This is a genomic window from Curtobacterium oceanosedimentum, assembly GCF_020297365.1.
GTDB lineage: Bacteria > Actinomycetota > Actinomycetes > Actinomycetales > Microbacteriaceae > Curtobacterium.
The window spans coordinates 35,058-57,002 of the sequence record NZ_JAIXIG010000006.1 but is presented as its reverse complement, the minus strand read 5'-3'; the positions used below and the strand labels follow the sequence as shown (position 1 = coordinate 57,002).

Annotated in this window: 19 protein-coding genes; 7 read left to right on the top strand and 12 right to left on the bottom strand. The window is 72.5% G+C overall.

The window, feature by feature from the left end:
• The first annotated feature begins 63 nt into the window (after positions 1-63).
• From purU to nagA, 3 genes are read left to right on the top strand one after another with little or no spacing between them, the layout of a single operon-like run.
• Positions 64-924: a formyltetrahydrofolate deformylase gene (purU, locus tag LEL83_RS04060; protein ID WP_225557873.1), complete on the top strand. Its 861-nt coding sequence runs from the start codon at positions 64-66 to the stop codon at positions 922-924.
• 8 nt (positions 925-932) lie between these two features.
• Positions 933-1,340: a YrdB family protein gene (locus tag LEL83_RS04055; protein ID WP_225557872.1), complete on the top strand. Its 408-nt coding sequence runs from the start codon at positions 933-935 to the stop codon at positions 1,338-1,340.
• On the top strand, positions 1,337-2,503 hold the full coding sequence (gene nagA / locus LEL83_RS04050) for an N-acetylglucosamine-6-phosphate deacetylase (protein WP_225557871.1): 1,167 nt from the start codon (positions 1,337-1,339) through the stop codon (positions 2,501-2,503). The genes LEL83_RS04055 and nagA overlap by 4 nt, the downstream gene beginning before the upstream one ends.
• Positions 2,504-2,565: 62 nt before the next feature.
• Here nagA and LEL83_RS04045 read toward each other — a convergent pair whose 3' ends face one another.
• From LEL83_RS04045 to LEL83_RS04030, 4 genes are all read right to left on the bottom strand, one after another.
• Complete coding sequence (locus LEL83_RS04045) at positions 2,566-2,784, bottom strand: hypothetical protein (RefSeq protein WP_225557870.1); 219 nt, start codon at positions 2,782-2,784, stop codon at positions 2,566-2,568.
• Positions 2,785-2,958: 174 nt separating this feature from the next.
• The gene (locus LEL83_RS04040) at positions 2,959-3,417 is read right to left on the bottom strand and encodes a hypothetical protein (RefSeq protein WP_225557869.1); all 459 of its coding nucleotides are present in this window, start codon (positions 3,415-3,417) and stop codon (positions 2,959-2,961) included.
• A 74-nt stretch (positions 3,418-3,491) separates the two neighbouring features.
• Complete coding sequence (locus LEL83_RS04035) at positions 3,492-5,939, bottom strand: GH92 family glycosyl hydrolase (RefSeq protein WP_225557868.1); 2,448 nt, start codon at positions 5,937-5,939, stop codon at positions 3,492-3,494.
• Positions 5,940-6,040: 101 nt separating this feature from the next.
• Positions 6,041-6,931 carry an SDR family NAD(P)-dependent oxidoreductase gene (locus LEL83_RS04030; RefSeq protein ID WP_225557867.1) on the bottom strand — a complete coding sequence of 297 codons (891 nt, stop codon included), beginning with the start codon at positions 6,929-6,931 and terminating at the stop codon, positions 6,041-6,043.
• A gap of 77 nt (positions 6,932-7,008) precedes the next feature.
• Here LEL83_RS04030 and LEL83_RS04025 point away from each other — a divergent pair, with 77 nt between their 5' ends.
• Together LEL83_RS04025 and LEL83_RS04020 are read left to right on the top strand one after the other, a co-directional pair.
• A complete protein-coding gene (locus LEL83_RS04025) occupies positions 7,009-7,581 on the top strand; it encodes a TetR/AcrR family transcriptional regulator (RefSeq protein WP_225557866.1) in 573 nt (190 codons plus the stop codon).
• A 44-nt stretch (positions 7,582-7,625) separates the two neighbouring features.
• On the top strand, positions 7,626-8,801 hold the full coding sequence (locus LEL83_RS04020; protein WP_225557865.1) for a MalY/PatB family protein: 1,176 nt from the start codon (positions 7,626-7,628) through the stop codon (positions 8,799-8,801).
• A gap of 15 nt (positions 8,802-8,816) precedes the next feature.
• On the opposite strand, the gene nagB is transcribed toward LEL83_RS04020, so the two are convergent.
• Positions 8,817-9,602, bottom strand: a complete 786-nt coding sequence (gene nagB / locus LEL83_RS04015) for a glucosamine-6-phosphate deaminase (protein ID WP_225557864.1) — start codon at positions 9,600-9,602, stop codon at positions 8,817-8,819.
• Between the two features lie 59 nt (positions 9,603-9,661).
• Between nagB and LEL83_RS04010 the strand changes: the two genes are divergently transcribed.
• Positions 9,662-10,141 (top strand): NUDIX hydrolase, encoded by a 480-nt coding sequence (locus LEL83_RS04010; protein ID WP_225557863.1) that lies wholly within the window; start codon positions 9,662-9,664, stop codon positions 10,139-10,141.
• 127 nt (positions 10,142-10,268) lie between these two features.
• Here LEL83_RS04010 and LEL83_RS04005 read toward each other — a convergent pair whose 3' ends face one another.
• The 6 genes from LEL83_RS04005 to LEL83_RS03980 form a co-directional block, all read right to left on the bottom strand.
• Entirely contained in the window at positions 10,269-11,132 is an 864-nt protein-coding gene (locus LEL83_RS04005) for an NAD(P)H-hydrate dehydratase (protein ID WP_225557862.1), read from the bottom strand.
• Positions 11,122-11,862 (bottom strand): histidine phosphatase family protein, encoded by a 741-nt coding sequence (locus tag LEL83_RS04000; RefSeq protein ID WP_225557861.1) that lies wholly within the window; start codon positions 11,860-11,862, stop codon positions 11,122-11,124. Before LEL83_RS04000 ends, LEL83_RS04005 begins: the two co-directional genes overlap by 11 nt.
• A 198-nt stretch (positions 11,863-12,060) precedes the next feature.
• Complete coding sequence (locus LEL83_RS03995) at positions 12,061-15,105, bottom strand: alpha-mannosidase (protein WP_225557860.1); 3,045 nt, start codon at positions 15,103-15,105, stop codon at positions 12,061-12,063.
• Positions 15,106-15,142: 37 nt separating this feature from the next.
• A complete protein-coding gene (locus LEL83_RS03990) occupies positions 15,143-16,036 on the bottom strand; it encodes a carbohydrate ABC transporter permease (RefSeq protein ID WP_372454434.1) in 894 nt (297 codons plus the stop codon).
• Positions 16,037-16,043: 7 nt separating this feature from the next.
• Positions 16,044-16,994: a carbohydrate ABC transporter permease gene (locus tag LEL83_RS03985; protein WP_198656912.1), complete on the bottom strand. Its 951-nt coding sequence runs from the start codon at positions 16,992-16,994 to the stop codon at positions 16,044-16,046.
• Between the two features lie 110 nt (positions 16,995-17,104).
• The gene (locus tag LEL83_RS03980) at positions 17,105-18,463 is read right to left on the bottom strand and encodes an extracellular solute-binding protein (RefSeq protein WP_225557859.1); all 1,359 of its coding nucleotides are present in this window, start codon (positions 18,461-18,463) and stop codon (positions 17,105-17,107) included.
• A 239-nt stretch (positions 18,464-18,702) separates the two neighbouring features.
• Here LEL83_RS03980 and LEL83_RS03975 point away from each other — a divergent pair, with 239 nt between their 5' ends.
• Complete coding sequence (locus LEL83_RS03975) at positions 18,703-19,215, top strand: hypothetical protein (protein ID WP_225557858.1); 513 nt, start codon at positions 18,703-18,705, stop codon at positions 19,213-19,215.
• A gap of 99 nt (positions 19,216-19,314) precedes the next feature.
• On the opposite strand, the gene LEL83_RS03970 is transcribed toward LEL83_RS03975, so the two are convergent.
• Complete coding sequence (locus tag LEL83_RS03970; protein ID WP_225557857.1) at positions 19,315-21,753, bottom strand: lamin tail domain-containing protein; 2,439 nt, start codon at positions 21,751-21,753, stop codon at positions 19,315-19,317.
• Between the last annotated feature and the right edge of the window lie 192 nt (positions 21,754-21,945).

Genomic DNA, 21,945 nt, shown 5'->3' with positions numbered 1-21,945 from the left:
GGGAGCACCGGCCGCCGCCGCTGACGGCCCCGCCGGCGCCCGCACGGCCGGTACCCTGAACCGGTGACCGACCCGATCCCCACGCACTGGACCCTGACGCTCGTCTGCGACGACCAGCCCGGGATCGTGCACGCCGTCTCCGGAGCGGTCGTCGCGGCCCAGGGCAACATCACCGAGTCGCAGCAGTTCTCGAGCGCCGACACGAACACGTTCTTCATGCGCCTGCAGGTCATGGCGCCGGTCGACCGCGAGACCTTCGAGGCCGCGCTCGCCCCCGTGGTCGCCCGCTACGACGCCCGCGTCCAGCTCGACGTCGTCGGCCGCCCGCTGCGCACCCTGGTGCTCGTGTCGAAGGCCGGGCACTGCCTGAACGACCTGCTCTACCGGCAGCGCGGCGGGCAGCTGCCGATCGAGGTCCCCCTCGTGCTGTCCAACCACCCGGACCTGTCCGAGCTGGCCGCGTTCTACTCCGTGCCGTTCGAGCACCGGCCCGTCACCGACGCCGCCTCGAAAGAGCAGATGGAGCGCCGCGTGCTGCAGGCCGTCGAGGAGCACGACATCGAGCTCGTCGTCCTCGCCCGCTACATGCAGATCCTGTCGCCCGAACTCTGCGCCGCACTCGAGGGTCGCGCGGTCAACATCCACCACTCGTTCCTGCCCGGCTTCAAGGGCGCGAACCCCTACCGGCAGGCGCACGCCCGCGGCGTGAAGCTCATCGGTGCGACCGCGCACTACGTGACGAGCGACCTCGACGAGGGCCCGATCATCGAGCAGAACGTCGTCCGCGTCGACCACACCAAGGAACCGTCCGAGCTGGTATCGATCGGTCAGGACGAGGAGTCCCGCACGCTCACCCAGGCGGTGCGCTGGATCGCGGAGGACCGCGTCCTGCTCGACGGCGCCCGCACCATCATCTTCAAGTAGGCAGCACCATGACCAACGCCCCGCAGTCCCCCGTCGACTGGGAACCGGTCCCCGATCCGGCAGCCGCCCGGCAGCCGCGACGGCAGGTCGACGCCTGGACGGTGCTGCGGATCGCCGTGATGGTGTTCGGGCTCCTGTCCCTGGCCTTCTGGGGCTACTGGTCGTGGCAGCTCCCGCTGCCCGGCTACCTGTTCATGGTCGGCGCCCCGCTGTTCGCCGCGGTGGTCTGGTACCTCTTCCGCTCGCCGCGCTCCCCCATCGAGACGGACATCGTCGGCAAGACCATCGTCGAGGTCGCACTGGTGGTCGCCGCAGGCGCCACCTGGATCTCCATCGGCCACCCGGTCGTGGGCCTCGTCTTCATCGTGGTCGCCGCCCTGAGCGGCGTGGTCGCGTTCCGCAGGGAGACCGCATGAGCACCACGGGCCTCCAGACCGGCCAGGAGGCGCGGCGCACCCTGGTGCGCGCAGCCCGCGTCGTCGACGCGGCCGGCTCCACGGCGGACGGCTGGGTCCTGGTCGACGGCGACACCATCGCCGCGGTCGGCACCGGCCCCGAGGCTCCGGCGGCCGACCGGGTCGTCGACCTGGGCGACGCGACCCTGACGCCCGGGTTCGTCGACCTGCACGGACACGGCGGTGCGACCGAGGCCTACGAGGACGACTCGTTCGCGGCCGCGCTGGCCGTCCACCGGGCGCACGGCACGACCCGTTCCGTCCTGTCGCTCGTCGCCGACCCGATCCCGTCGCTCGCGGCGTCGATGGCACGCATCCGCACGGTGATGCACGCGGACCCGCTCGTGCTCGGCGTGCACCTGGAGGGGCCGTTCCTGTCCCCGCACAACAAGGGCGCCCACAACGAGTCGTTCCTGGTCGACCCGACGCCCACCGCGGTGGACGCCCTGCTCGAAGCGGGCGAGGGCGTCCTGCGCCAGGTCACCATCGCGCCCGAGCTGCCGGGTGCCGTCGACGCCGTCCGGCGCTTCGTCGACGCCGGCGTCACGGTCGCCGTCGGCCACACCGTCGGCACGTACGACCAGGCCCGGGCCGCGTTCGACGCCGGTGCCACGATCCTGACCCACGCCTTCAATGCGATGCCGGGGCTGCACCACCGGGCACCGGGGCCGATCGGTGCCGCCATCGCCGACGAGCGCGTGACGCTCGAACTCATCCTCGACGGCGTGCACGTGCACCCCGTCGTCGCGGACACCCTGTTCCGCGCCGCTCCTGGTCGCGTCGCACTCATCACCGACGCGATGGGGGCAGCCGGCGCTGCCGACGGCGCCTACCGACTGGGGTCGCTCGACGTCACGGTCACCGACGGGGTCGCGCACGTGGCGGGGACCGACACCATCGCGGGCTCGACGCTCACGCAGGACGCGGCGCTGCGCAACGCGGTCTCCCTCGCCGGGCGCACCCTGCCCGAGGCCGTCGCCGCGCTGACGAGCGTGCCGGCCGGAGCGCTCCGACTCGGCGACCGACTGGGGCGGATCGCGCCGGGCTCCGCCGCTGACCTGGTGGCGCTGTCACCGGCGCTCGAGGTGCGGCGGGTGTGGGGCGGCGGGCGCGAGCTGCGCTGAGCCGCCGCGACGGGTTCTCCGCACTGCGACACGGCTCCGGAATGCGGTGGGAACGGCGGCGATCAGCCGTCGAGCAGGACGACCCACGCCACGAGCAGGACACCGACCACGGCGGACAGCCCGATCGAGCTCCAGAACCAGGGGGCAGCGGACCCGCGGTGCACTCGGCCACGTCCGAAGCCGTCCCTCCGGACTGCGATGACGGCGGAGCGCAGGAACAGCCCGACAGCTGCCAGCAGCAGGACCATCAACCCCGACCACGTCCACCACGAGAACTCCATGGGACGAGCATGCCGGAGACACGGCCGCTCCGCGCCTCGACTCATCGATCGGAGCGTCGAGGCTGCCGTGCCGTGCGCAGTCGAGTCAGACGGACGCGGCGAGCACGAGCGTCGGGACGGTCGCATCCGGCTGTGCGCCGGAAGAGCTGACGGAGAGCGCCCACGTCCGCAGGGTCAGCGCGCGCGACGGGCACGCGCCCGCAGGGTCAGGGCGACGCCCACGAACCCGCCGGCGCTCGCGACCAGGATCCCGGCGCCGGTCCACCCGATCGCCGCGGGGGCGTCGCGGATCAGCACGCTGAGGACCAGGCCGAGTCCCACGGAGACCCCGGTCCAGACGAGGGTGAGCGCCGGCTCGCTCCACCGCGGAGCCGTCAGCGCTGCTCGGTCGATCGGGAGCCCGCGATCGGAACGGCTCCGGGCCGACTCGGCGCGGTCGCGGATCGTCAGGCCGATCAGCGGCCCCCAGACGGCGACCGCTCCGGTGCTGCCCTCGGGGACGACGACGAGGATGACGGCGAACGACGCGACCGTCCCGGCGAGGTACCACCACGGGAACAGGTCGCGGAGCGGTGCCGGCCAGTGGTCGGAGCGTCCAGGCTGCCGCACGCGCCCCTCGTCGGTGTCGTTCACCACGGCCCCTCTCCCCACACGAGCTTCCCACATCGTGCTGGACGGCCCGGCGGTGGCCGTCCCACGGCGGGGGCTCACCGGTCGATCGGTCGCCCACGCTCCCCGCTCGCCCAGCCCGTGTCTGCCGTGTCCCCGACGTGGAGCGCCAGCGTCCCGCCACGCGTGACGAACGACGCCGGCACCCACGACCGCTCGTGCGTCCACCCGTTCAACCGGGCTCCCTGCACGTACTGCTCGGTGCCGGAGGACCGGATGACGATCCGCTCCCCGCTCGACCGCCGGATCTCGACCGTGCTGAAGGTCGGGCTGCCGATGAGCATCTCCGCCCGCCCCGGCGTCTGCGGGAACAACCCGATCGAGGCGAAGACGTACCAGGCGCTCATCGTGCCGAGGTCGTCGTTGCCCGGCAGCCCGTCCGGCCCCGTCGAGTACGCGTCGTCGACGACCCGTCGCACGGTCTCCTGCGTCTTCCACGGCTTGCCGAGCGCGTTGTACATCCACGGCGTGTGGATGTCGGGCTCGTTCGTCGGGTCGAACCTGGTGGCGTCGCCACCGGTGACGGCCCAGTTGCCCGAGGCGTCGTGGAAGAAGGCGTCGAGGCGGGTGACGGCGGCGGCGTCACCACCGAGCGCGGACGACAGCCCCCGCACGTCCTGCGGCACGAGCCACGTGTACTGCGCACTGGTGCCCTGCGCGAAGCCGGTCCCGGTGGACGGCGACCAGCCCGGCGTCCACGACCCGTCGGCCTGGCGTGCGGCCTGGTGTCCGACGGCGGCGTTGAAGGTGTTCTCCCAGTACGTGCCACGCTCGGCGAACATCCGGGCGTCGGAGCGCAGGCCCATCGACCCAGCCCAGTACCCGAGGGCACTGTCGGAGATCGAGTTCTCGAGGGTCTCGGCGGCCCCGCCCCAGCACGAGCAGTCGTCGTTCGCGGCGTACTGCCGTTCCAGGTACTCGTCGAGCGCCGGCCGCTGCGCCAGGCACTGGCCCGGGCACCCGATGTCGCTCTCGGCGTCGGCGTTCTCGACGGTGGCCTGCCGCTTCAGCGAGGCGTACGCGGCTCGCACGTCGAAGTTCCGGACACCCATCGCGTACCAGGTGGCCAGCGTCGCGGCAGAGGGATCGCCGGTCATCACGTGCGTCGGCGCGCCGAGGTGCAGCCACCGGTCCCACACGCCGCCGTTCTGCTCGGCGAACCGCAGCATCGACTGCGCCATGTCCCCGGCGACGTCCGGCCGCAGCAGCGCGAGCAGCTGGATCTGCGCCCGGTACTGGTCCCACCCCGAGTACGTGCCGTAGACGGCCCGGTGTCCGCGGTCCTTCCGGTGCACCTGCAGGTCCGGTCCCAGGTACCGCCCGTCGCGGTCGTTCAGCGTGTTCGGCTGCATGAGTGCGTGGTAGACGGACGTGTACAGCTGGGTGGTCCGGTCCGCCGTGCCGCCGCCGACCCGCAGGCGCGACAGCTCTCGGTTCCAGGAGGCCCGGGTGCCGGCCGCCACGCTGGCGACGGTCGACCGCTTGGTCACCTCAGCGTCGCGGTTCGCGACCGCACCGGCTGCACTCACGTACGAGATCCCGATGCGCGCGGTGACGGTCGCGCCGCGACGCGCGTCGAACCCGACCCACGCGCCGGAGCCGCGTCCGGCGCGGTCGGCGCCGGTCAGGTACCCCTCCCCACCGGAGGAGGCCGTGCCTCCCGGCCGGACCTCGCCGTCCTTCCAGGTGCCGGTACTCGCGAAGGCCGTGTCGAAGGTCGCCGTGAAGTAGATGCGGTAGTAGCTGCGCCGGTCGGGGTTCGTGGCGCCGCCGCCGTTGGCGCGGCGGCTGCAGAAGCCGCCGGTCAGGACGCTGCCGCTGACCGTGCGGGTGCGCGGGTCGACCCGGGTGGTCGCGGCCTCGCTGCCGTTGATGGAGTTCGACGTGCGGAAGAGCAGGTTCGCGTCCTTGCCAGCGGGGAACGTGAACGCGCCCACGCCGGCACGGGTCGTCACGGCGAGGTCGGTGCGGACACCGTTGTCGAGCGCGACGCCGTACCGGCCGGGGCTCGCGTGCTCGTCGTCGTGCGAGTAGCCGGCCGCGTAGACGGCGTCCTTCGAGTCGGCGGACGGCGAGGTCGTGACCGGGGTGGTGACCGGCATGATCGGGACGTCCCCGGCCGCGCCCGGCGCGCACCCGGCACCGTTCAGGTGGGTCAGGCTGAAGCCACGCAGCCGGTTCACGTCGTACGAGTAGCCGTTCGCGACCGGGGTCGAGGTCTGGTCGCCCGCGGTGCCGGTCGGGCTCCACTGCATCATGCCGAACGGCGCGGTGGCGCCGGGCCACGTGTTGCCGTCGCCGCTCGTGCCGATGAAGGGGTCGACGTACCGGGCGGGGTCCGTGACCGGTCGGCCGACGTGCGCGGCGGGCGAGGCCTCTGCGGGGGCCGCGACGAACCCGGTGCCGAGGAGGGCGGCGATCGCGGCCACCGCGACGAGCGGCAGGGGGCGGACGAGCGGGCGGCGGTGCACGCGAGATCGGTTCACGTCCGTGACGCTAGACCCCTCGGACGGGGGACGCGCGACCGGACACCGAGCGCTCTCCCGCTGTTCACGTCGGGTTCGGCGACGGGCCCGGCCCCGCCCGGTCAGACGACGGTAAGCGCGGCGACCTCGTCGACGAAGGTGCGGACCCGCTGCCGGAACACCGGGTCGGCGGCGGCCCCACGGACGGGCACGACGTGCAGCCGCCGGTCCCCCCGGCGCAGCGCCGGCCCGACGAACACACCCTCGGCGACGTCCGACGCGGTGGCCGACCAGAGCGTCGAGCGAGCGCCGTCCTCCGCGGTCCGGGCCATGCTGCGGGCGATCACGCCGCCGAGGCGCTGCGTGAGGGTCTCGGCCTGGTCGTTCATCCCCGTCGCCGCGATGCCGGGGTGTGCGATGACCGAGCGGACGTCCGAGCCGGCCGCGCGGAGCCGCTCACCGAGGTCGACCGCGAGCGCCGTCGCCGCCGTCTTCGAGTCGGTGTACACGGCGAGCTGGGAGTAGTCGCTCGGATCGTCCACCCCGCGCGGCGCGGGCACGCGGCGGATGCGCTGCGACAGGTTCGACCCGACGAGGACGACCCGGGGCGACGGTCCGCCGAGCACCGGGAGCATCGCGTCGGCGAGCACCGCCGGGCCGACGACGTTGGTGGCCCAGGTGCGCTCGATGCCCTCGTCGGTCAACCCGAACGCGCCCAACGTCGCGCCGGCGTTGTTGACGAGGGCGTCCACGCCGATGCCGTCCGCCACGAGCTGCCGGGCGAACGCCGTGACCGAGGCGACCGACGCGGTGTCGACGAGCCGCGCCTCCAGGCCGACGGGCAGGACGCGAGCCGCCTTGTCGGGATTGCGGACCGCCGCGATGACGCGCGCTCCGGCGGCTGCGAGCCGGGTCGCGACCACCAGCCCGAGTCCACCGGTCGCGCCGGTGACCACCACGGTCCGGCCGCGCTGGTCGGGCATCGCGGACGGTTCCCACTCGAAGGTGTCCATCGTCGTCTCCTGCTCACTCGTCGTCTGTAATCGGATGATCCATCCGGAATGCTGGCACAAGCGGATAGAGTGTCCGTATGACGATCGCGATGGCTCGACCCGAAGCGCTGCGCTCCGATGCGCAGCGCAACCGGACTGCGCTGCTCGACGTCGCCCGGTCGTACCTCGATCGGGGCGAGCAGCCGCTCCTCAACGCCGTCGCGCACGAGGCCGGCGTGGGTGTCGGGACCGCCTACCGGCACTTCCCGTCGCAGCAGCACCTGCTCGAGGCACTCGCGATCGACGCGCTCGAGGACATGCTCGACCTCGTCCGTGTCGCCGTCGCACTGCCCCACGCGGCGGACGCGCTCCGGGGGGTCGTGACGGCTGCGTTCCGGAGCATGGTCGACGATGCCGCCCTCGGCGACCTGCTGACGAACGGCGGATTCTCGTGCGCCGACACCGCGGCGCTCGCGGGCGACCTGGTCGAGTCCGTCGACGCGCTGCTCGCACGGGCGCGGGCCGAGGGGCTCGTGCGTGCCGACGTCGACGCGGACGACCTGCGACGCCTGCTGTGCGGGATGCGGGCGGCCGCCGTGGCGGGCGGCTCCCGGGTGCACGACCCCGAGCGCTACGTCGAGGTGCTGCTGGCGGGCCTCCGCCCGGCCTGACCACCGCCCTCGCGCCCCGCGTGCCTCGCTGTCAGGATGGGCGCATGAGCGTCATGGTCTCCGTCTTCGATGCACAGCGCGCCCGCACGAGCGAGAAGTACACGGCCTACCCGCCCGACGTCCTGCCGATGTTCGTCGCCGAGATGGACTCGGTGCCGGCCGAGCCGGTGCGCGAGGCCCTCGTCGCGGCCGTCACGAACGGCGACACCGGGTACGTCGGGCACGGCCGTGCGCTGCCGGAGGCCTTCGCCGACTTCGCGGGGAGCCGGTGGTCGTGGCGGGTCGACCCCGACCTGGTCCGCACCACCACGGACGTCTCGGTCGCGGCGGTCGAGGTGCTGCGACGGGTCATCGAGCCCGGCGACCAGGTCGTGATCATGCCGCCCGTCTACCCGCCGTTCTGGGAGTACGTGTCCGAGGCCGGCGGCACGGTGACCGAGGTCCCGCTGCTGGCACCGGACGGCCCCGCGGACCCGTTCGACACGACGGCCGGCTGGCGGATGGACCTGGACGGGATCGCGCAGGCCTTCGCCGACGGCGCCCGCACGGTGCTCCTCTGCAACCCGCACAACCCGCTCGGCCTCGTGCACGACCGGGCGTCACTCACCGCGCTCGCGCAGCTGGCCGCCGAGTGGGACGCGGTCGTGGTGTCGGACGAGATCCACGCACCGCTCGTGCACGCCGACGCCGCGTTCATCCCGTTCCTCAACTCCTGCCCGGAGGCCGCGGCGCTCGGCGTCGCACTGACGAGTGCCAGCAAGGCGTGGAACCTGGCCGGCACCAAGTGCGCCCTGATGGTCGGCGCCTCGGAGCGGGCACGCGGGTGGTTCGACGGACTGCCCGGTGAGGTCGTCGAGCGCACCGGCATCCTCGGCTACACCGCGAGCATCGCCGCGTTCCGCGAGGGCGAGCCGTGGTTGGCGTCGCTGCTGACCGAGCTCGCGGCGAACCGGCGCACCCTGGCCGAGCGCATCGGCGACGCACTGCCCGGCGCCGGGTACCGGCAGCCGCAGGCGTCCTACCTGGCGTGGCTCGACCTCCGTGCGCTGCCGTGGGGCGACGACCCCGCGGGGGCGCTCGTCGAGCAGGCGAAGGTGGCGCTCGCCTCCGGCCCGGCGTTCGGGCGGCAGGGCCGTGGCTTCGCGCGGCTGAACTTCGGGTGCTCGGCGGAGACCCTCGACGAGGGGCTCAGCCTGCTCGCCGCAGCAGCCCGGGCCTGAACTCGGACCCGGGGCCTACTCGAAGCGCTGCCAGGCCGGCTTGTTCGCGTACGTGTACCGGTAGTAGTCGGCGAGCTGCAGGCCGGCTGCCGCTTCCTCGTCGACCACGACGGTCGCGTGCTCGTGCAGCTGCAGCGCGGAACCGGGCACGAACGACGACAGCGGCCCCTCGACCGCGGCGGCGACCGCGTCGGCCTTCGAGGACCCCTGGGCGACGAGCACGAGCTCGCGGGCTTCGAGGATCGTGCCGAGCCCCTGCGTCATGCAGTGCGTCGGGACCTGCTCCGGGGCGTCGAAGAACCGCGCGTTGGCGTCGCGCGTCGACGGTGCGAGGGTCTTGATGCGGGTGCGCGAGGCGAACGACGACGTCGGCTCGTTGAAGCCGATGTGCCCGTTGGCGCCGATACCGAGGATCTGCACGTCGATCCCGCCGGCGGCCCGGATCGCGGCGTCGTACTCCTTCGCGGCGAACTCCAGGTCGGCGGCGCGGCCGTCCGGCACCCGCACGCGCGAGGCGTCGAAGCCGAGGGGCGCCACGACGTCACGCGCGATGACGCTCGCGTAGGACTCCGGGTGCTCGAGCGGGATCCCGACGTACTCGTCGAGCGCGAACCCGCGTGCCTCGGCGAACGAGATCTCGCCGGCGGCGACGCGACGCTGCAGGTCGGCGTAGATGCCCTGCGGGCTGGACCCGGTGGCGAGACCGATGACGGCGGACGGCTTCTTGGCGACGACGGACGCGATCTTGGCCGCAGCGACGCGACCGACCTCGTCCGGCGTGGGCAGGATGATGATCTCCACGCTGTCATGCTACTGGTCATGACCAGTCCGCGACAGGGGTGGATCGGTAGCGTGGGGGCATGCCGACCCCCGACTTCGTCCTGGCCCTCCGCGAGCAGATCGGCACCGCCCCGCTCTGGCTGACCGGCGTGACGGCCGTGGTGACGCGCGGCTCGAGCCCCGACCGGGAACTGCTCGTGGTCCGACGCGCCGACTCCGGCGCCTGCACCCCCGTGACGGGCATCGTCGACCCCGGGGAGGAACCCGCCGTCGCCGCCGAACGCGAGGTCCTGGAGGAAGCCGACGTCGTCGCCGTCGCGGAACGGCTGGCGTGGGTGCAGGTCCTGCCGGAGATGACGTACCCGAACGGCGACCGCGCGCAGTACCTCGACCTGGTGTTCGCCTGCCGCTGGGTCTCGGGGACGCCGTTCCCCGCCGACGGCGAGAACACCGAGGCGTTCTGGGCCCGGCTCGACGACCTGCCCGAGATGCCGGCGACCATGACGGCACGCATCGAGGCCGTCCTGGCCGACGAACCCGCCGCACGCTTCCAGCGCTGAGCAGCCCCGCGCCTCCCGTCGGTCCCTCCGACCTTTCGGGCACAGCGACAGTTCACGCGCCTCGTCACGCGTGGAGTGTCGCTCAGCGCGAAAACACGCCGCTGCGGCGGGGCTGACCCGGGCTGCGTCAGGCGCCGAGCTCCACGAGCACCCGCGGGATCTCGGTCACGAGCTCGCTCGCCAGGTAGCCGAGCGGGCCGACCTGCACCGCGAGCCGGTCGCCCGCGGCAGCGTGCACGTACGACGCCCACGCCACCGCCTGCGCCGGGTCCGCGCCACGGGCCAGGAGGCCGGTCACCGCACCGGAGAGCACGTCACCGCTCCCGCTCGTGCCGAGCCCGCCGGAGCCGGTGCCCTTCAGCCAGCCCCGGCCCTGCGGCGTCGCGATCGCGTCACCGAGGGCGACGACCGCGCCGAACCGCTGGGCGATCGCCGAGGCGTCGGCCATGTCGTCGTCACCGCACTCCCGACCGAGCAGCCGTTCGGCCTCGCCGGAGTTCGGCGTCATCACCAGGCGGCCCCGCAGCGGCTCCAGCCGGTCGCGCACGTCGGCGGCGACACCGAGGGCGAAGGCGTCGAGCACCACCAGGGTCTGCGGGCCGACGACGTCCGCCAGTCCGGCGACCAGGTCGCGGCTGCCGTCCGGTTCGTCGAGCCCGGGTCCGACCAGCACGGCGTCGGCACTCGCCGCGGCGGCCGCGATGCCCTCGATCGCCCCCTGCGCGATGTGCCCGTCCTGGTCCTCGTCGAGCGGCTCGACGCCGGACTCGGGCACCGTGACGGCGACCTCGTTCGCCACGCTCCGACCCACCGCCAGGGTGAGCCGTCCGGCGCCGACCCGCAGCGCGGCGAGCGCCGAGAGCACCGCCGCCCCTGGGGTGCGGGCGGCACCGCCGACGACGAGGACCTGGCCGCGGCCGTACTTGCCGGCACCGGCGTCCGGCAGGGGCCAGTCGCGCAGGAAGTTCGGGGAGATCGTCTCAACGGACATGGGCGTCGTCCTTCCGGCCGGTGTGCTGCGTGATCTCGTCGTCGTCGAGGTGTCCGACGGACGAGAACTCCTCGAGCGTCCAGGGCGAACCGGCCCCGTCGCGTCGGAGTCGGGTGAGCGAGGCGTTCGCGACGGCGTGCGTCCGCGCGAACTCCATGAGGGTCCGCTCGTCGAGGTCGAGGCAGACCGCGACGGTCAGCGTGACGACGGCGTCGTGTGCGGCGATCACCAGTCGTTCCGGACCCTCGAGCCGGTCGACGTCGACCATGGCGGACCGCAGGCGGAGCATCACGTCGGCCCAGGACTCCCCGCCGGCCGGACGGTGGTAGTACTTGCCGAGCCACTGCCGACGACGCTCCTCGTCGGGGTGACGGTTCCGGACCCCCTGCAGGGTGAGCAGGTCGAGGACGCCGAGCTCGCGGTCCCGGAGCCGCTCGTCCACCCGCCGGTCCGGTTCTGTCAGGCCGGCGGCGTCGAGCGCGATCGCGATGGTCTGCTGCGCCCGCAGGTACGGCGACACCCACAGCGCGACGGGCACGTCGTCGAAGCCCCGCTCGGCGAGTTCCGCGCCGAGGGCCCGTGACTGCTCCTGGCCGAGGTCGCTGAGCGGCACGTCCGCGTCGCGGTGGTCGATCGCGATCACGTCGTCCCCCGCGGCCTCCGCCCGGGCTGCTGCGACGTTCGCGACCGATTCACCGTGGCGGACGAGCCAGATCTCCTGCACTGCCATGCCGCCACGCTAGTCAGACGCCGCTGGGCCGGTTCACCGTCGGCGACGGGCTGCACCCGCGACACAGCGCCGGACGGAGCGCCCACGCGACAGAGCGCCGCACGTGCCGCACCCGCGACACGGCGCCGGACGAGACGCACCCGTGTCCCGTCCGGCGCCGCGGTCGTTCCCCCACCGGGGGGCGGCGGGCCCGCTGCCTCAGGCCCGACGCACGCGCACCGTCACGAGCTCGAACGGACGGAGCGTCAACGAGACCGGCTCACCCGCGTCCCAGCTGGCCCCCACGGGCCGCTCGAGCAGGTCGACCACGGTGACCGACGCCACGTCGAACCCGAAGTCCACCGCCACGTCACTCGCCCGGCCGCCGAGTCCCTCGTACAGCCGCACGACGACGTCGCCGGAGCGGTCCTCGGCGAGCTTCACGGCCTCGACGAACACCTGCGGCGACGACACCGTCACGAGCGGTGCGACCGGCGCCGACCCCTCGACGCTCCGCACCGGCAGGTTCAGCCGGTAGCCGGAGTCGGCGGCGTCGAGCACCGAGGCGCCCACCCGCAGCACCGTGCGGAACACGTGGTGCCCCTGGTCGGCGTCCGGGTCCGGGAACGTCGGACCGCGCAGCAGCGACTCGCGCACGAGCGTCGTGGTGCCGCCGTCGGCGCGGGTCTCACGGGTGATGTCGTGCCCGTACGTCGAGTCGTTCGCGACCGCGACCCCGAAGCCCGGCTCGGCCACGTGCACCCACCGGTGCGCCGAGGTCTCGAAGCGGGCGTGGTCCCACGAGGTGTTCTGGTGCGTGGGCCGGTCGATGTGCCCGAACTGGATCTCGCTCGCCGCCGTGGGGGCGAGCACGTCGATGGGGAAGGCGAGCTTGAGCAGCTTCTGGTGCTCGTGCCAGTCGACTTCGGTCTCGACGGTGAGTTCGGGTTCGCCCTCGACGGCGGAGTAGCGCGTGGTGAGCGTCGACGATCCGAAGGACCGCTCGACCACGAGCGTGTCCCCGTCCACCGCGACCGACGAGGCCGTCAGCACCGTACCGTTGCGCTGGTAGGCGCGGTCGATGTCCCACGCCTCCCACTGGTTCGGGGTGTCCCGGAACACGGTGTACTCGGCCGCGGCCGCGCCGGGCGCGACGGCGTCGCGACCGCTCGCACGGTCGACGAGCGACACGACGTGGCCGGCTGCGTCGATGGTCGCCGTGACCACGCCGGTGTCGAACACGAAGCCGTCACCGGAACGGACGGGAGGCACGGGTCGCGGTGCTGCGCCGAGCGAACCTCCCAAAGCGGTCACGTCCCCCGCTGCGACGGGCGCGGCGTTGAAGCGCACGACCGTCCCGGGGGCACCGACGGCGGCGCCGGTTGCGTCGGCCCCCGCGGTCCCGCCCGCGGCGAGCGCCGTCGTCGCGGTGCCGATGAGTCCCTCGAGCACCTCGGCGACCCGGGCGTACTCGGCCTCGGCGTTCTCGTACACCCAGGCGATGGACGACCCCGGCAGGATGTCGTGGAACTGCTGCAGCAGGACGGTGTGCCAGGCCTGCTCGAGCTCGGCGTACGGGTACTCCGCGCCGAGCCGGACGGCGGCGGTCGCTGCCCAGAGCTCGGCCTCGCGCAGCAGGTGCTCGGACCGGCGGTTGCCCTGCTTCGTGCGGATCTGCGACGTGTACGTGCCGCGGTGGAACTCGAGGTACATCTCGCCCGACCAGACCCCCGGGGTCGGCAGGTCCTGCTCGATCTGCTCGAACACCTGCGCCGGAGTGCCGAGCGTCACGCGGGGCGACCCGTCCAGGTCGTGCTGGCGGTGCGCGGCGCCGACCATCTCGCGGGTGGGTCCGCCGCCGCCGTCGCCGAAGCCGTAGAGCAGCATCGAGGTGTTCGCGGTGCCGCGCTCCTTGTTGTTCCGTTCGCCGCGGTGCAGGTCGGCGGGCGAGACGTCGGAGTTGTAGGTGTCGGCCGGGGGCAGGTGCGTCAGGACGCGGGAGCCGTCGATGCCCTCCCAGTGGAACGAGGTGTGCGGGATGACGTTCGTCTCGTTCCACGACGGCTTCTGCGTGACGAACCACTTCGAGCCGGCGGCGCGGACGATCTGCGGCAGGGCGCCCGAGTAGCCGAACGAGTCGGGCAGCCAGGCCTCGGGGGTGTCGACGCCGAACTCCTCCAGGAAGAACCGCTTGCCGGCGACGAACTGCCGTGCCAGGGCCTCGCCACCGGGCAGGTTCGTGTCCGACTCCACCCACATGCCGCCGACCGGGATCCACCGGCCCTCGGCCACCCGCTGCTTGATCCGGCCGAAGATCTCCGGGTACTCGTCGCGGATCCACGCGTACTGCTGCGCGGACGAGCAGGCGAAGGTGAAGTCGGGGTCGCGGTCCATCAGGTCGAGCACGTTCGAGAACGTCCTGGCGCACTTGCGCTTCGTCTCGCGCACCGGCCACAGCCAGGCGGAGTCGATGTGGGCGTGGCCGACCGCGACGGCACGGTGGGCGGCTGCGCTCGCCGGCACGGCCAGCGCCGGGGCGAGGGCGGCGCGGGCGTCCGCCGCGGTGCCCGGGACGTCGTCGGGGTCCAGCGCGTCCGCCGCCCGCTCGAGCGCACGCAGGATGTCGGCGCCGCGGGTGCCGTCGGTCGGCAGCTCGGCCATCAGACCGCGGAGCACCCACAGGTCCTGCTGCAGTTCCCACACGGTGTCGTCACGCTCGACGACCTCGAGCGCCCGCAGCCGGTAGATCGGGCGGTCACCGGCGGTGGAGCGCGACCCGAGCGGCGTCGCGCCCTGGAACGAGTCGCCGCCGATGTCCGGGTTCGCCCCGGCCTCGACGTAGAGCTCGAAGGACTCACCGGGCCCGACGGCGAGCGGCACGGCATTGTTCCGCGGTTCGACGGCCTTGATGGTGGACCCGTCCGGGCGGAACGCGAGCCCCTCGGCCTGGAACCCCGGGTGCCGCTTGGTGAAGCCGAGGTCGACGAACAGCTCGGCCGTGGTCCCCGGCGCGGTGCCGAAGTCGGACGGCACCGTCCCGGTCACCCGGAACCAGGTCGTGCCCCACGGCCGCCCACCCCAGGAGGAGCCGACCGTGAACGGTTCGTACGTCTCGCGCACGGCGGTGTCGAACGGCACCGGTTCGCCCGGCACCTCCCACGCCTCGATCGTCACCGGCGCCGAGCGGCGGTGGACGGCGGGGTCGACGCGGTCGCGGACGAGGCGGGCGATGCGGGCCTCGACGAGCGGTTCGTCCTGGTGCATGTGGTTCCTTTCGAGTGGGCCGGCCGGGGCAGGCGGATCAGCCCTTGATGCCGCCGGCGAGGGCGTTGCCGCCGCCGAGGCCTCGGGACACGATCACGTAGAGGGCGATGACGGGGACGGAGTAGACGATCGAGAACGCGGCGAGCTGGCCGTACGCCACCGCCCCGTTCTGCCCGAAGAAGTTGAAGATGCTCACCGCGGCGGGCACCTGGTCGGGCGAGAGCAGCAGGACGAAGGGGACGAAGAAGTTCCCCCACGCCTGGATGAACACGAAGATGAACACGACGGCGATGCCCGGGCGCATGAGCGGCACGACGATCCGCGTCAGCGTCGTGAGCATCGAGGCACCGTCGGTCCAGGCGGCCTCTTCCAGCGAGATCGGCACCGAGTCCATGAAGTTCTTCGCCATCCAGATGGCCATGGGCAGCGAGGTCGCGGCGAGGAAGAAGATGCAGCCCCACACGTTGTCGATCAGGTTGAGCGACACGAACAGCGCGTAGACCGGCACCATCATCGCGGTGATCGGGAGGCCGGTGCCGAACAGGATGCTGTACAGGAACGGCTTGTTGACGCGCATCTTGTAGCGGGACAGCGGGTACGCGGCCAGCAGGGCGAAGACCACCGTGACGACGGCGGTGCCGCCGGACAGCAGCAGGCTGTTCGCGAGCGGGATGAACGACAGCTCCGGCGTGAGCACCTGGGTGAAGTTGTCGAGCGTGAACTGCGACGGCAGCTTCACCGACAGCGACGCCTGCGCGTCGACCGAGGCGAGCAGCAGCCAGAGCAGGGGCACCGCGAAGCAGACCGCGATGACGAGCAGCACGACGTTCGCGACCCACCGCATGGTGCGACCCCGCGGCGAGGTCATGTGCATCGAACCCGGCGCGGTGACGGCCCGGGTCGAGGTCGTGTCGTGGCGAGCGGCGGTCATGGCCATGTCAGTCCACCTCCGGCTTGAGCGCCCGGATGTAGATGACCGAGAACACCGCACCGACGATCAGCAGGATCGTCGCGATGGCGGTCCCGAAGCCGAGCTGCGAGAACTTGAACGCCTCCTGGTACGCCAGGATCGGCAGGGTCGACGAGTTCGTGCCCGGTCCGCCGCCCGTCATCACGAAGATGAGGGTGAAGACCGACAGCGTCTGCAGCGTCGTGAGCATGAGGTTCGTCGAGATCGACCGGCGGATGACCGGCAGCGTGATGTAGACGAGCCGCTGCCAGCCGGTCGCGCCGTCCACCTCGGCCGACTCGGTGATCTCCTCGGGGACCTCCTGCACGGCCGCGGAGTACACGAGCATCGAGAACGCGGTGCCGCGCCAGATGTTCGCCAGGATGACGGCGAGCATCGGGTACGTGTACAGCCAGTTCGCGCCCGTGATGCCGATGGACGCGAGGAACGCGTTGAGCGTGCCCTCGTCGTTGAAGAACGCGTACGCGGCGAACGACGCCACGATCTCGGGCAGGACCCACGCGGCCACGACGAAGGTGCCGACGACGGCCCGGACGACCTTGTTCGCCGAGCGCATGAGCAGTGCCAGGCCGAGCCCGAGCACGTTCTGCCCGACCACGGCCGAGGCCAGCAGGAACACGACGGTCAGGACGACCGACTTGGGGAAGTCCGGGTCCTGGAACAGCTCGACGTAGTTCTGGAACCCGACGAACTGCTGGTCGGCGGCGTTGGCACCGGTCAGTGCCGAGTTGGTGAACGACCCGTAGAACGACGAGATGACAGGGCCGAGCAGGAAGACGACGAGCAGGACGAGCGCGGGCAGGAGCGGGACGGCCCGGCCGACGTTGCGCAGCGGTCGCCGCCTGCGGGGGACGGGTGGATCGGTGCGCTTCGGCGCACCGGGCGCCGACAGCGTCGGCGCGAGGGGGGTGCTGGACACGGGGGTTGCCTTCCGGGTGCGGAGAGGGGTTCCGAAGGTGGGGAAGGACGGACCGGGAGGCGCGGTGCGGGACCGCGCCGCGCCTCCAGGCCGTCAGGGGGTGACGTCCGTCACCCCGCGGAGACCGTGTTCTCCTCGCCGACCACCTGCGTGACGGCCTCGTCGTAGGCGTCTGCCGCCTCCTTCGGCGACTGCTGGCCGGTCATCACCGACTCCATCGCGACCTGGATCGCGTTGGACACCTGCGAGTAGTCACTCGTCGCCGGACGGAAGTTGGTGTTCTCGACCAGACCGGAGAAGAACTCGAAGGTCGGGTTCGCGCCGGTGTACTCCGGGTCTGCGGCGACGTCCTTCCGGACGGCGATCTGGCTGTTCTCGGAGTCGTACTTGAGCGATCCGTCCTTGTCGAGGAAGGTCGTGATGAAGTCGAACGCCCCCTGCGGGTCCTTCGACTTCGCGCCGACCGCGAGCGTCCACCCGCCGGACATCGAGTTGTAGCCGGGCTCCTGGCCGTTCTGCGTCGGCATCGGCGCCTGCCCCATCACGTCGTTCCACTCGGGCCACGGCGCGGTACCGGTCTCCAGCCAGGTGCCGGACTGCCACGACCCGTCGAGGTCGATGGCGAGCTTGCCCTCCGGCAGCCACGACTGCGTGATGGTCGTGCCGATGTTCGTGTCGAGCGCCTGCTGCGGGGTGGGACCGAGGTCGCCCTGGTACACGTCCTCGATGAACTGCAGCGAGTCCTCGAACTGCTCCGACCCGGTGACCCACTTCTTGTCCTGGTAGAGCGTGTTGCCGGGGCCGTCCGCGCCGTACAGCAGCATCTCGAAGCCCTGCATGGTGGACGCCTCGCCCTGGGCCTTGCCGGAGTAGATGTTGAACGGGATGACGTCCGGCTGCTGCTCCTTGATGGTCTTCGCCGCCGCGAGGACGTCGTCCCAGGTCTTCGGCTTCCACGGGACGTCGAGTCCGGCCTCCTCGAAGATGTCCTTGTTGTACCAGAGGGCACGGGTGTCGGTGCCCATCGGGATGCCGTAGGTCTTGCCGTCCTCGCCCTCGCCCGCCTGCTTGGCGTTGTCGAAGAACTGGTCCCACTCGTCCCACTTCGCGGTGTACTCGTCGAGGGGCAGCAGGTAGCCCGCCTCGGCGTCGGCCTTGATGAGGAAGGTGTCCTCGTAGATGACGTCGGGGGCGGTGGCCGGCGCCTTGTTCATGAGCGCGAGCTTGGTGGCGTAGTCGTTCTCCTGCGCCTGGATGGGCACGAGTTCGACCTTCTTGCCCGGGTGGTCCTTCTCGTACTGCTTCTTGACGACCTTCAACTGGGCGTCGAGCTGCTGGAAGGCACCGAACTTCTGGTACGCGATCTTGATCGTGTCGCTCGAGGCGGACCCCGAGCTCGAGCAGCCAGCCAGACCGACCGCGGCCACGGCCACGGCTGCGAATCCGGCGATGATGCGGGTGCGTTTCATCGGTGCTCCTTTGCACGGGTGATGTCCGCGGGCTCCATCACCCGCGCGCTGGATTAGTCCAGCGTATGGACATAACCGTGTCAAGGAGTTTCTGGCAGACGGCGCGATGCGGCCCGTCCGCTGCGCACGATCGAGGTCCGCGCCGGCTGCGACCGAGCTCCGCAGGTGGGGGTAACCCCCGGCCCGGTCCGGGTGCGCACGTGCTGTTCCGGCGTCGGAGCCGTCGCGACACTGGATCCATGACCACCGCCACGCGCCCCACCACCGCCCGCCGCTCCCTGCGGATCGCCCTCGCCTCCACCGCCGCGCTGTCCGCGCTGCTGCTGACCGCCGGCTGCAGCGTGGTCGAGGACATCGTGCCGAACAAGACCCCCACGAAGCACTTCGACACGTACGCCGACGCGCCGCGCTCCGGGGAGTCGGAGGACCTGGCGTTCTTCATGCCGGAGTGGGTGCCGGAGGACGCGGAGGACATCGACGTCCGCCTCCACGTCTCGCAGCCCGGGTACGTCATCGGGTTCTCGTCGGCGAAGGGTGTCGACGTCGGCGACTGCACGAAGCTCGACGAGCCCTACGGCGGCCCGGCGATGACCGCGGACTTCCTGCCGTCGGACCTGCCCACCACGGGACTGGTCGGCTGCGGCGACGGTCGTGCGGTCGCCGAGATCGACGGCCGCTGGTACGGCTGGACCACCGAGGAGCCGATCCCCGGTCAGGACGACACGCAGACCATGCACGGCGCCGAGCACTGAGCGCTCGCACACCCGCCGAGTGAGCAGAAGACGCCGGGTCCGCAACGGGAACCCGGCGTCTTCTGCTCACTCAGCGCCCGACCGGGGCGCGGGGGGGGGCTACGCCGCGGTCGCGGCCTTCCGACGGCGGCGGACGATCAGCACGCCCGCACCCGCCGCGAGCAGCAGGAACGCCACCAGCGCACCGGCACCCATGCCCTCGGCACCCGTGAACGCCAACTGCCCGTCCGTCGTGATCGTGATCGGGGTCCACCCGATCAACGACCCGTCCGCAGCCGTCACCGCCAACCGGTGCGCACCCGGCACCGTGTCCGCCGGGATCGTCACCCGGACCGTGCCGTCCGCCGCGACCACGGCCGTGCCGATCAGTGTCGGCGACGAGTACAACCACACGCGCACCGTCTCACCAGCCGACGCCGTGCCGACCGTCACCGTGATCGTCTCCCCCGCACGAGCCGTCGCCGGCGCCGAGACACCACCACGGTTCGCCTCCGTCAACGACGACTCCGACGGCGCCACCGGAACCGACGGAGTCCCACCGGTGACCGGAGGCGTCGTCGGGGTGATCCCGTCGCCCGGCGGGACCGGCGTCGGCGACGGCGCAGGCGTCGGGTCCGTCCCCGGACCCGGCGTCGGACCAGGCGTCGGGCCGGGCGTCGGACCCGGCGTGGGGTCGGTGCCCGGGTCCGTGTCGCCGCCCTCGCACGGGTACGTCCCGGTGCGCAGCGAGAACCCGTCCGTGTCGTTGTCGTCGGCGTAGAACGTCGCGCGCTCCCCGTCGATGCAGACACCCGAGATCGCGAAGCCCTCGTTGGCGAGCGTGCGGTCGGCGCTCGACGGCGCCTCGTACAGCGTCGTGGCGGTGAAGGCGCCGTCGGCGACCTCGTACAGCGCGGTCCGACCGGAGCACACCTCGTCGCAGACCACCCAGAGCGCGTCGAGCGTCGGGTCGAACTGCACGTCGGCGACGACGGCGAGCGAGGTCGCGATCGTGGCGACCCGCTGCGACGAGCCGTCGTCCATCAGGGCGTAGGCGTACACGCTCGCGGTGCCCTCGACCCCGACGAAGAACAGGCCCTCGCCGTGCCCGGCGTACGTCGACGGGGCGTACGCCGCGCCGGTGCGCTCGTCGACGAAGCCGTGTTCGGTGAGCCAGGTGTCCGGGATCCAGGTGACGCCCTCGAGCCCGGCGTTCGCGCCCAGGCCCGGGAAGTCCGCGGCCAGGTTCCACTCGTCGGTCGCCCGGAGCGTGGCCTCGGAGCCGTCGGTCGTGGCGTAGCGCAACACCGACGGGCGGCTCGTCTTCGACACGTCGTTGTCACGCTCGGTCGACACGTAGACGGCACCGGGGTCGTCGCTCGTGACGGTCACGCCCTCGGCGTCCGGGGTACCGGTGCCGTCGGCGTACCGCAGGTCGGTGCCCGCGGCGTTCGACGGCGCCCAGCCGCCCTCGCCGTCCGAGGTCAGGTGGTAGAGCAGCCCGTCGCCGTTCTGCACGGCCCAGAGCTGCCCGTCCCGCGACGCCGTCGAGGTCGTCCAGTCCAGGCCGCTCAGGTCACCGGTGAAGGTGCCCTCGTCGTCGAGCACGGTCTCGTCCGCGCCGCCGGGCCAGGCCTCGGCGGTCACGACGCCCGCGAACCGGTTGGCCGCACCCTTGGTCGGCTCCGCGGTCTCGGCGAAGTCGCCGGTACCGTCGGGGTTCCGGCCGGTCGTCGTGGCGGCGTGCGCCGTCCACGAGGTCGAGTCGACGACCACGCCCCGGGTGTCGGACAGCCGCACGGCGTCCGCCCCGCCGAGCCCGAAACCGAAGTCCGCCTCGTCGAGCACGGTGAAGCCCCCGGCCGCGACGGTCGTGCCGGCGGGGATCGTCCACGTGTGGTCGTCCTCGCTGTCGCGCAGCACGTACCCGCCCAGGTCGACGGTCGCGCTGCCGACGTTGGTCAGCTCCACCCAGTCGCCTGGGGTGCCGCCCTGCGACTCGACCTCGTTGATCCGGACGGGCGAGGAGCAGTCGTTCGCCGCCCCCTTGGTCGAGGCCGTGGTGTCCACGAGCGGTCCGACGCCGTCGGCGCAGCGGCCGTACGTGACGCCCGCGTGGGTCGTCCACGCGTACCGGAGCACCAGGGCACCGGCGGGGTCGAACAGGCGCACCGTGTCGGTACCGCCGAGCCCGAAGTCGAACCCGGGCGCGGTGGCCGAGACCTGGTCGACGACGACGTGCCCGCCGGGCGCGACGGTCGAGCCGCTCGGCAGGACGTACGCCTCGTGCGAGTTGTCGGAGTCGAGGAACGCGTACCCGGACAGGTCGATCGCGGTGCCCGAGGTGTTCGCGAGCTCCACCCAGTCGGTGTCGTCGCCGTTCGACTCGACCTCGTTCACGACGAGGCCGTTCGGTGCGGCGGCGCCGATGGTCGGGTCGTCGTCACCGACGGCGGCGAGGGCCGGGGTCGCCGTGACGACGCCGCCGGCGACGACCATCGCGGTCGCGATGGCCGCACCGATCCGCAGCGTGGGCGGGCGCAGGGCAGGAACGCGCATGCAGGGTCCTTCTCGGGGAGGGCGGGGAGGGAGACCTGCACGACTGTTCAGCACCTGGGCGTCCGGGCGGTGGCGTCGAGGTGAACGGACGGTGTCCCGGGTCGCGCCCGCGCTCTGGACGCGCGGTGCGCGGACGGGAGGCGCGGGGCGGCCCCGCACCGCGCCTCCCGGCCGTCCCGCGGACGCGCGCAC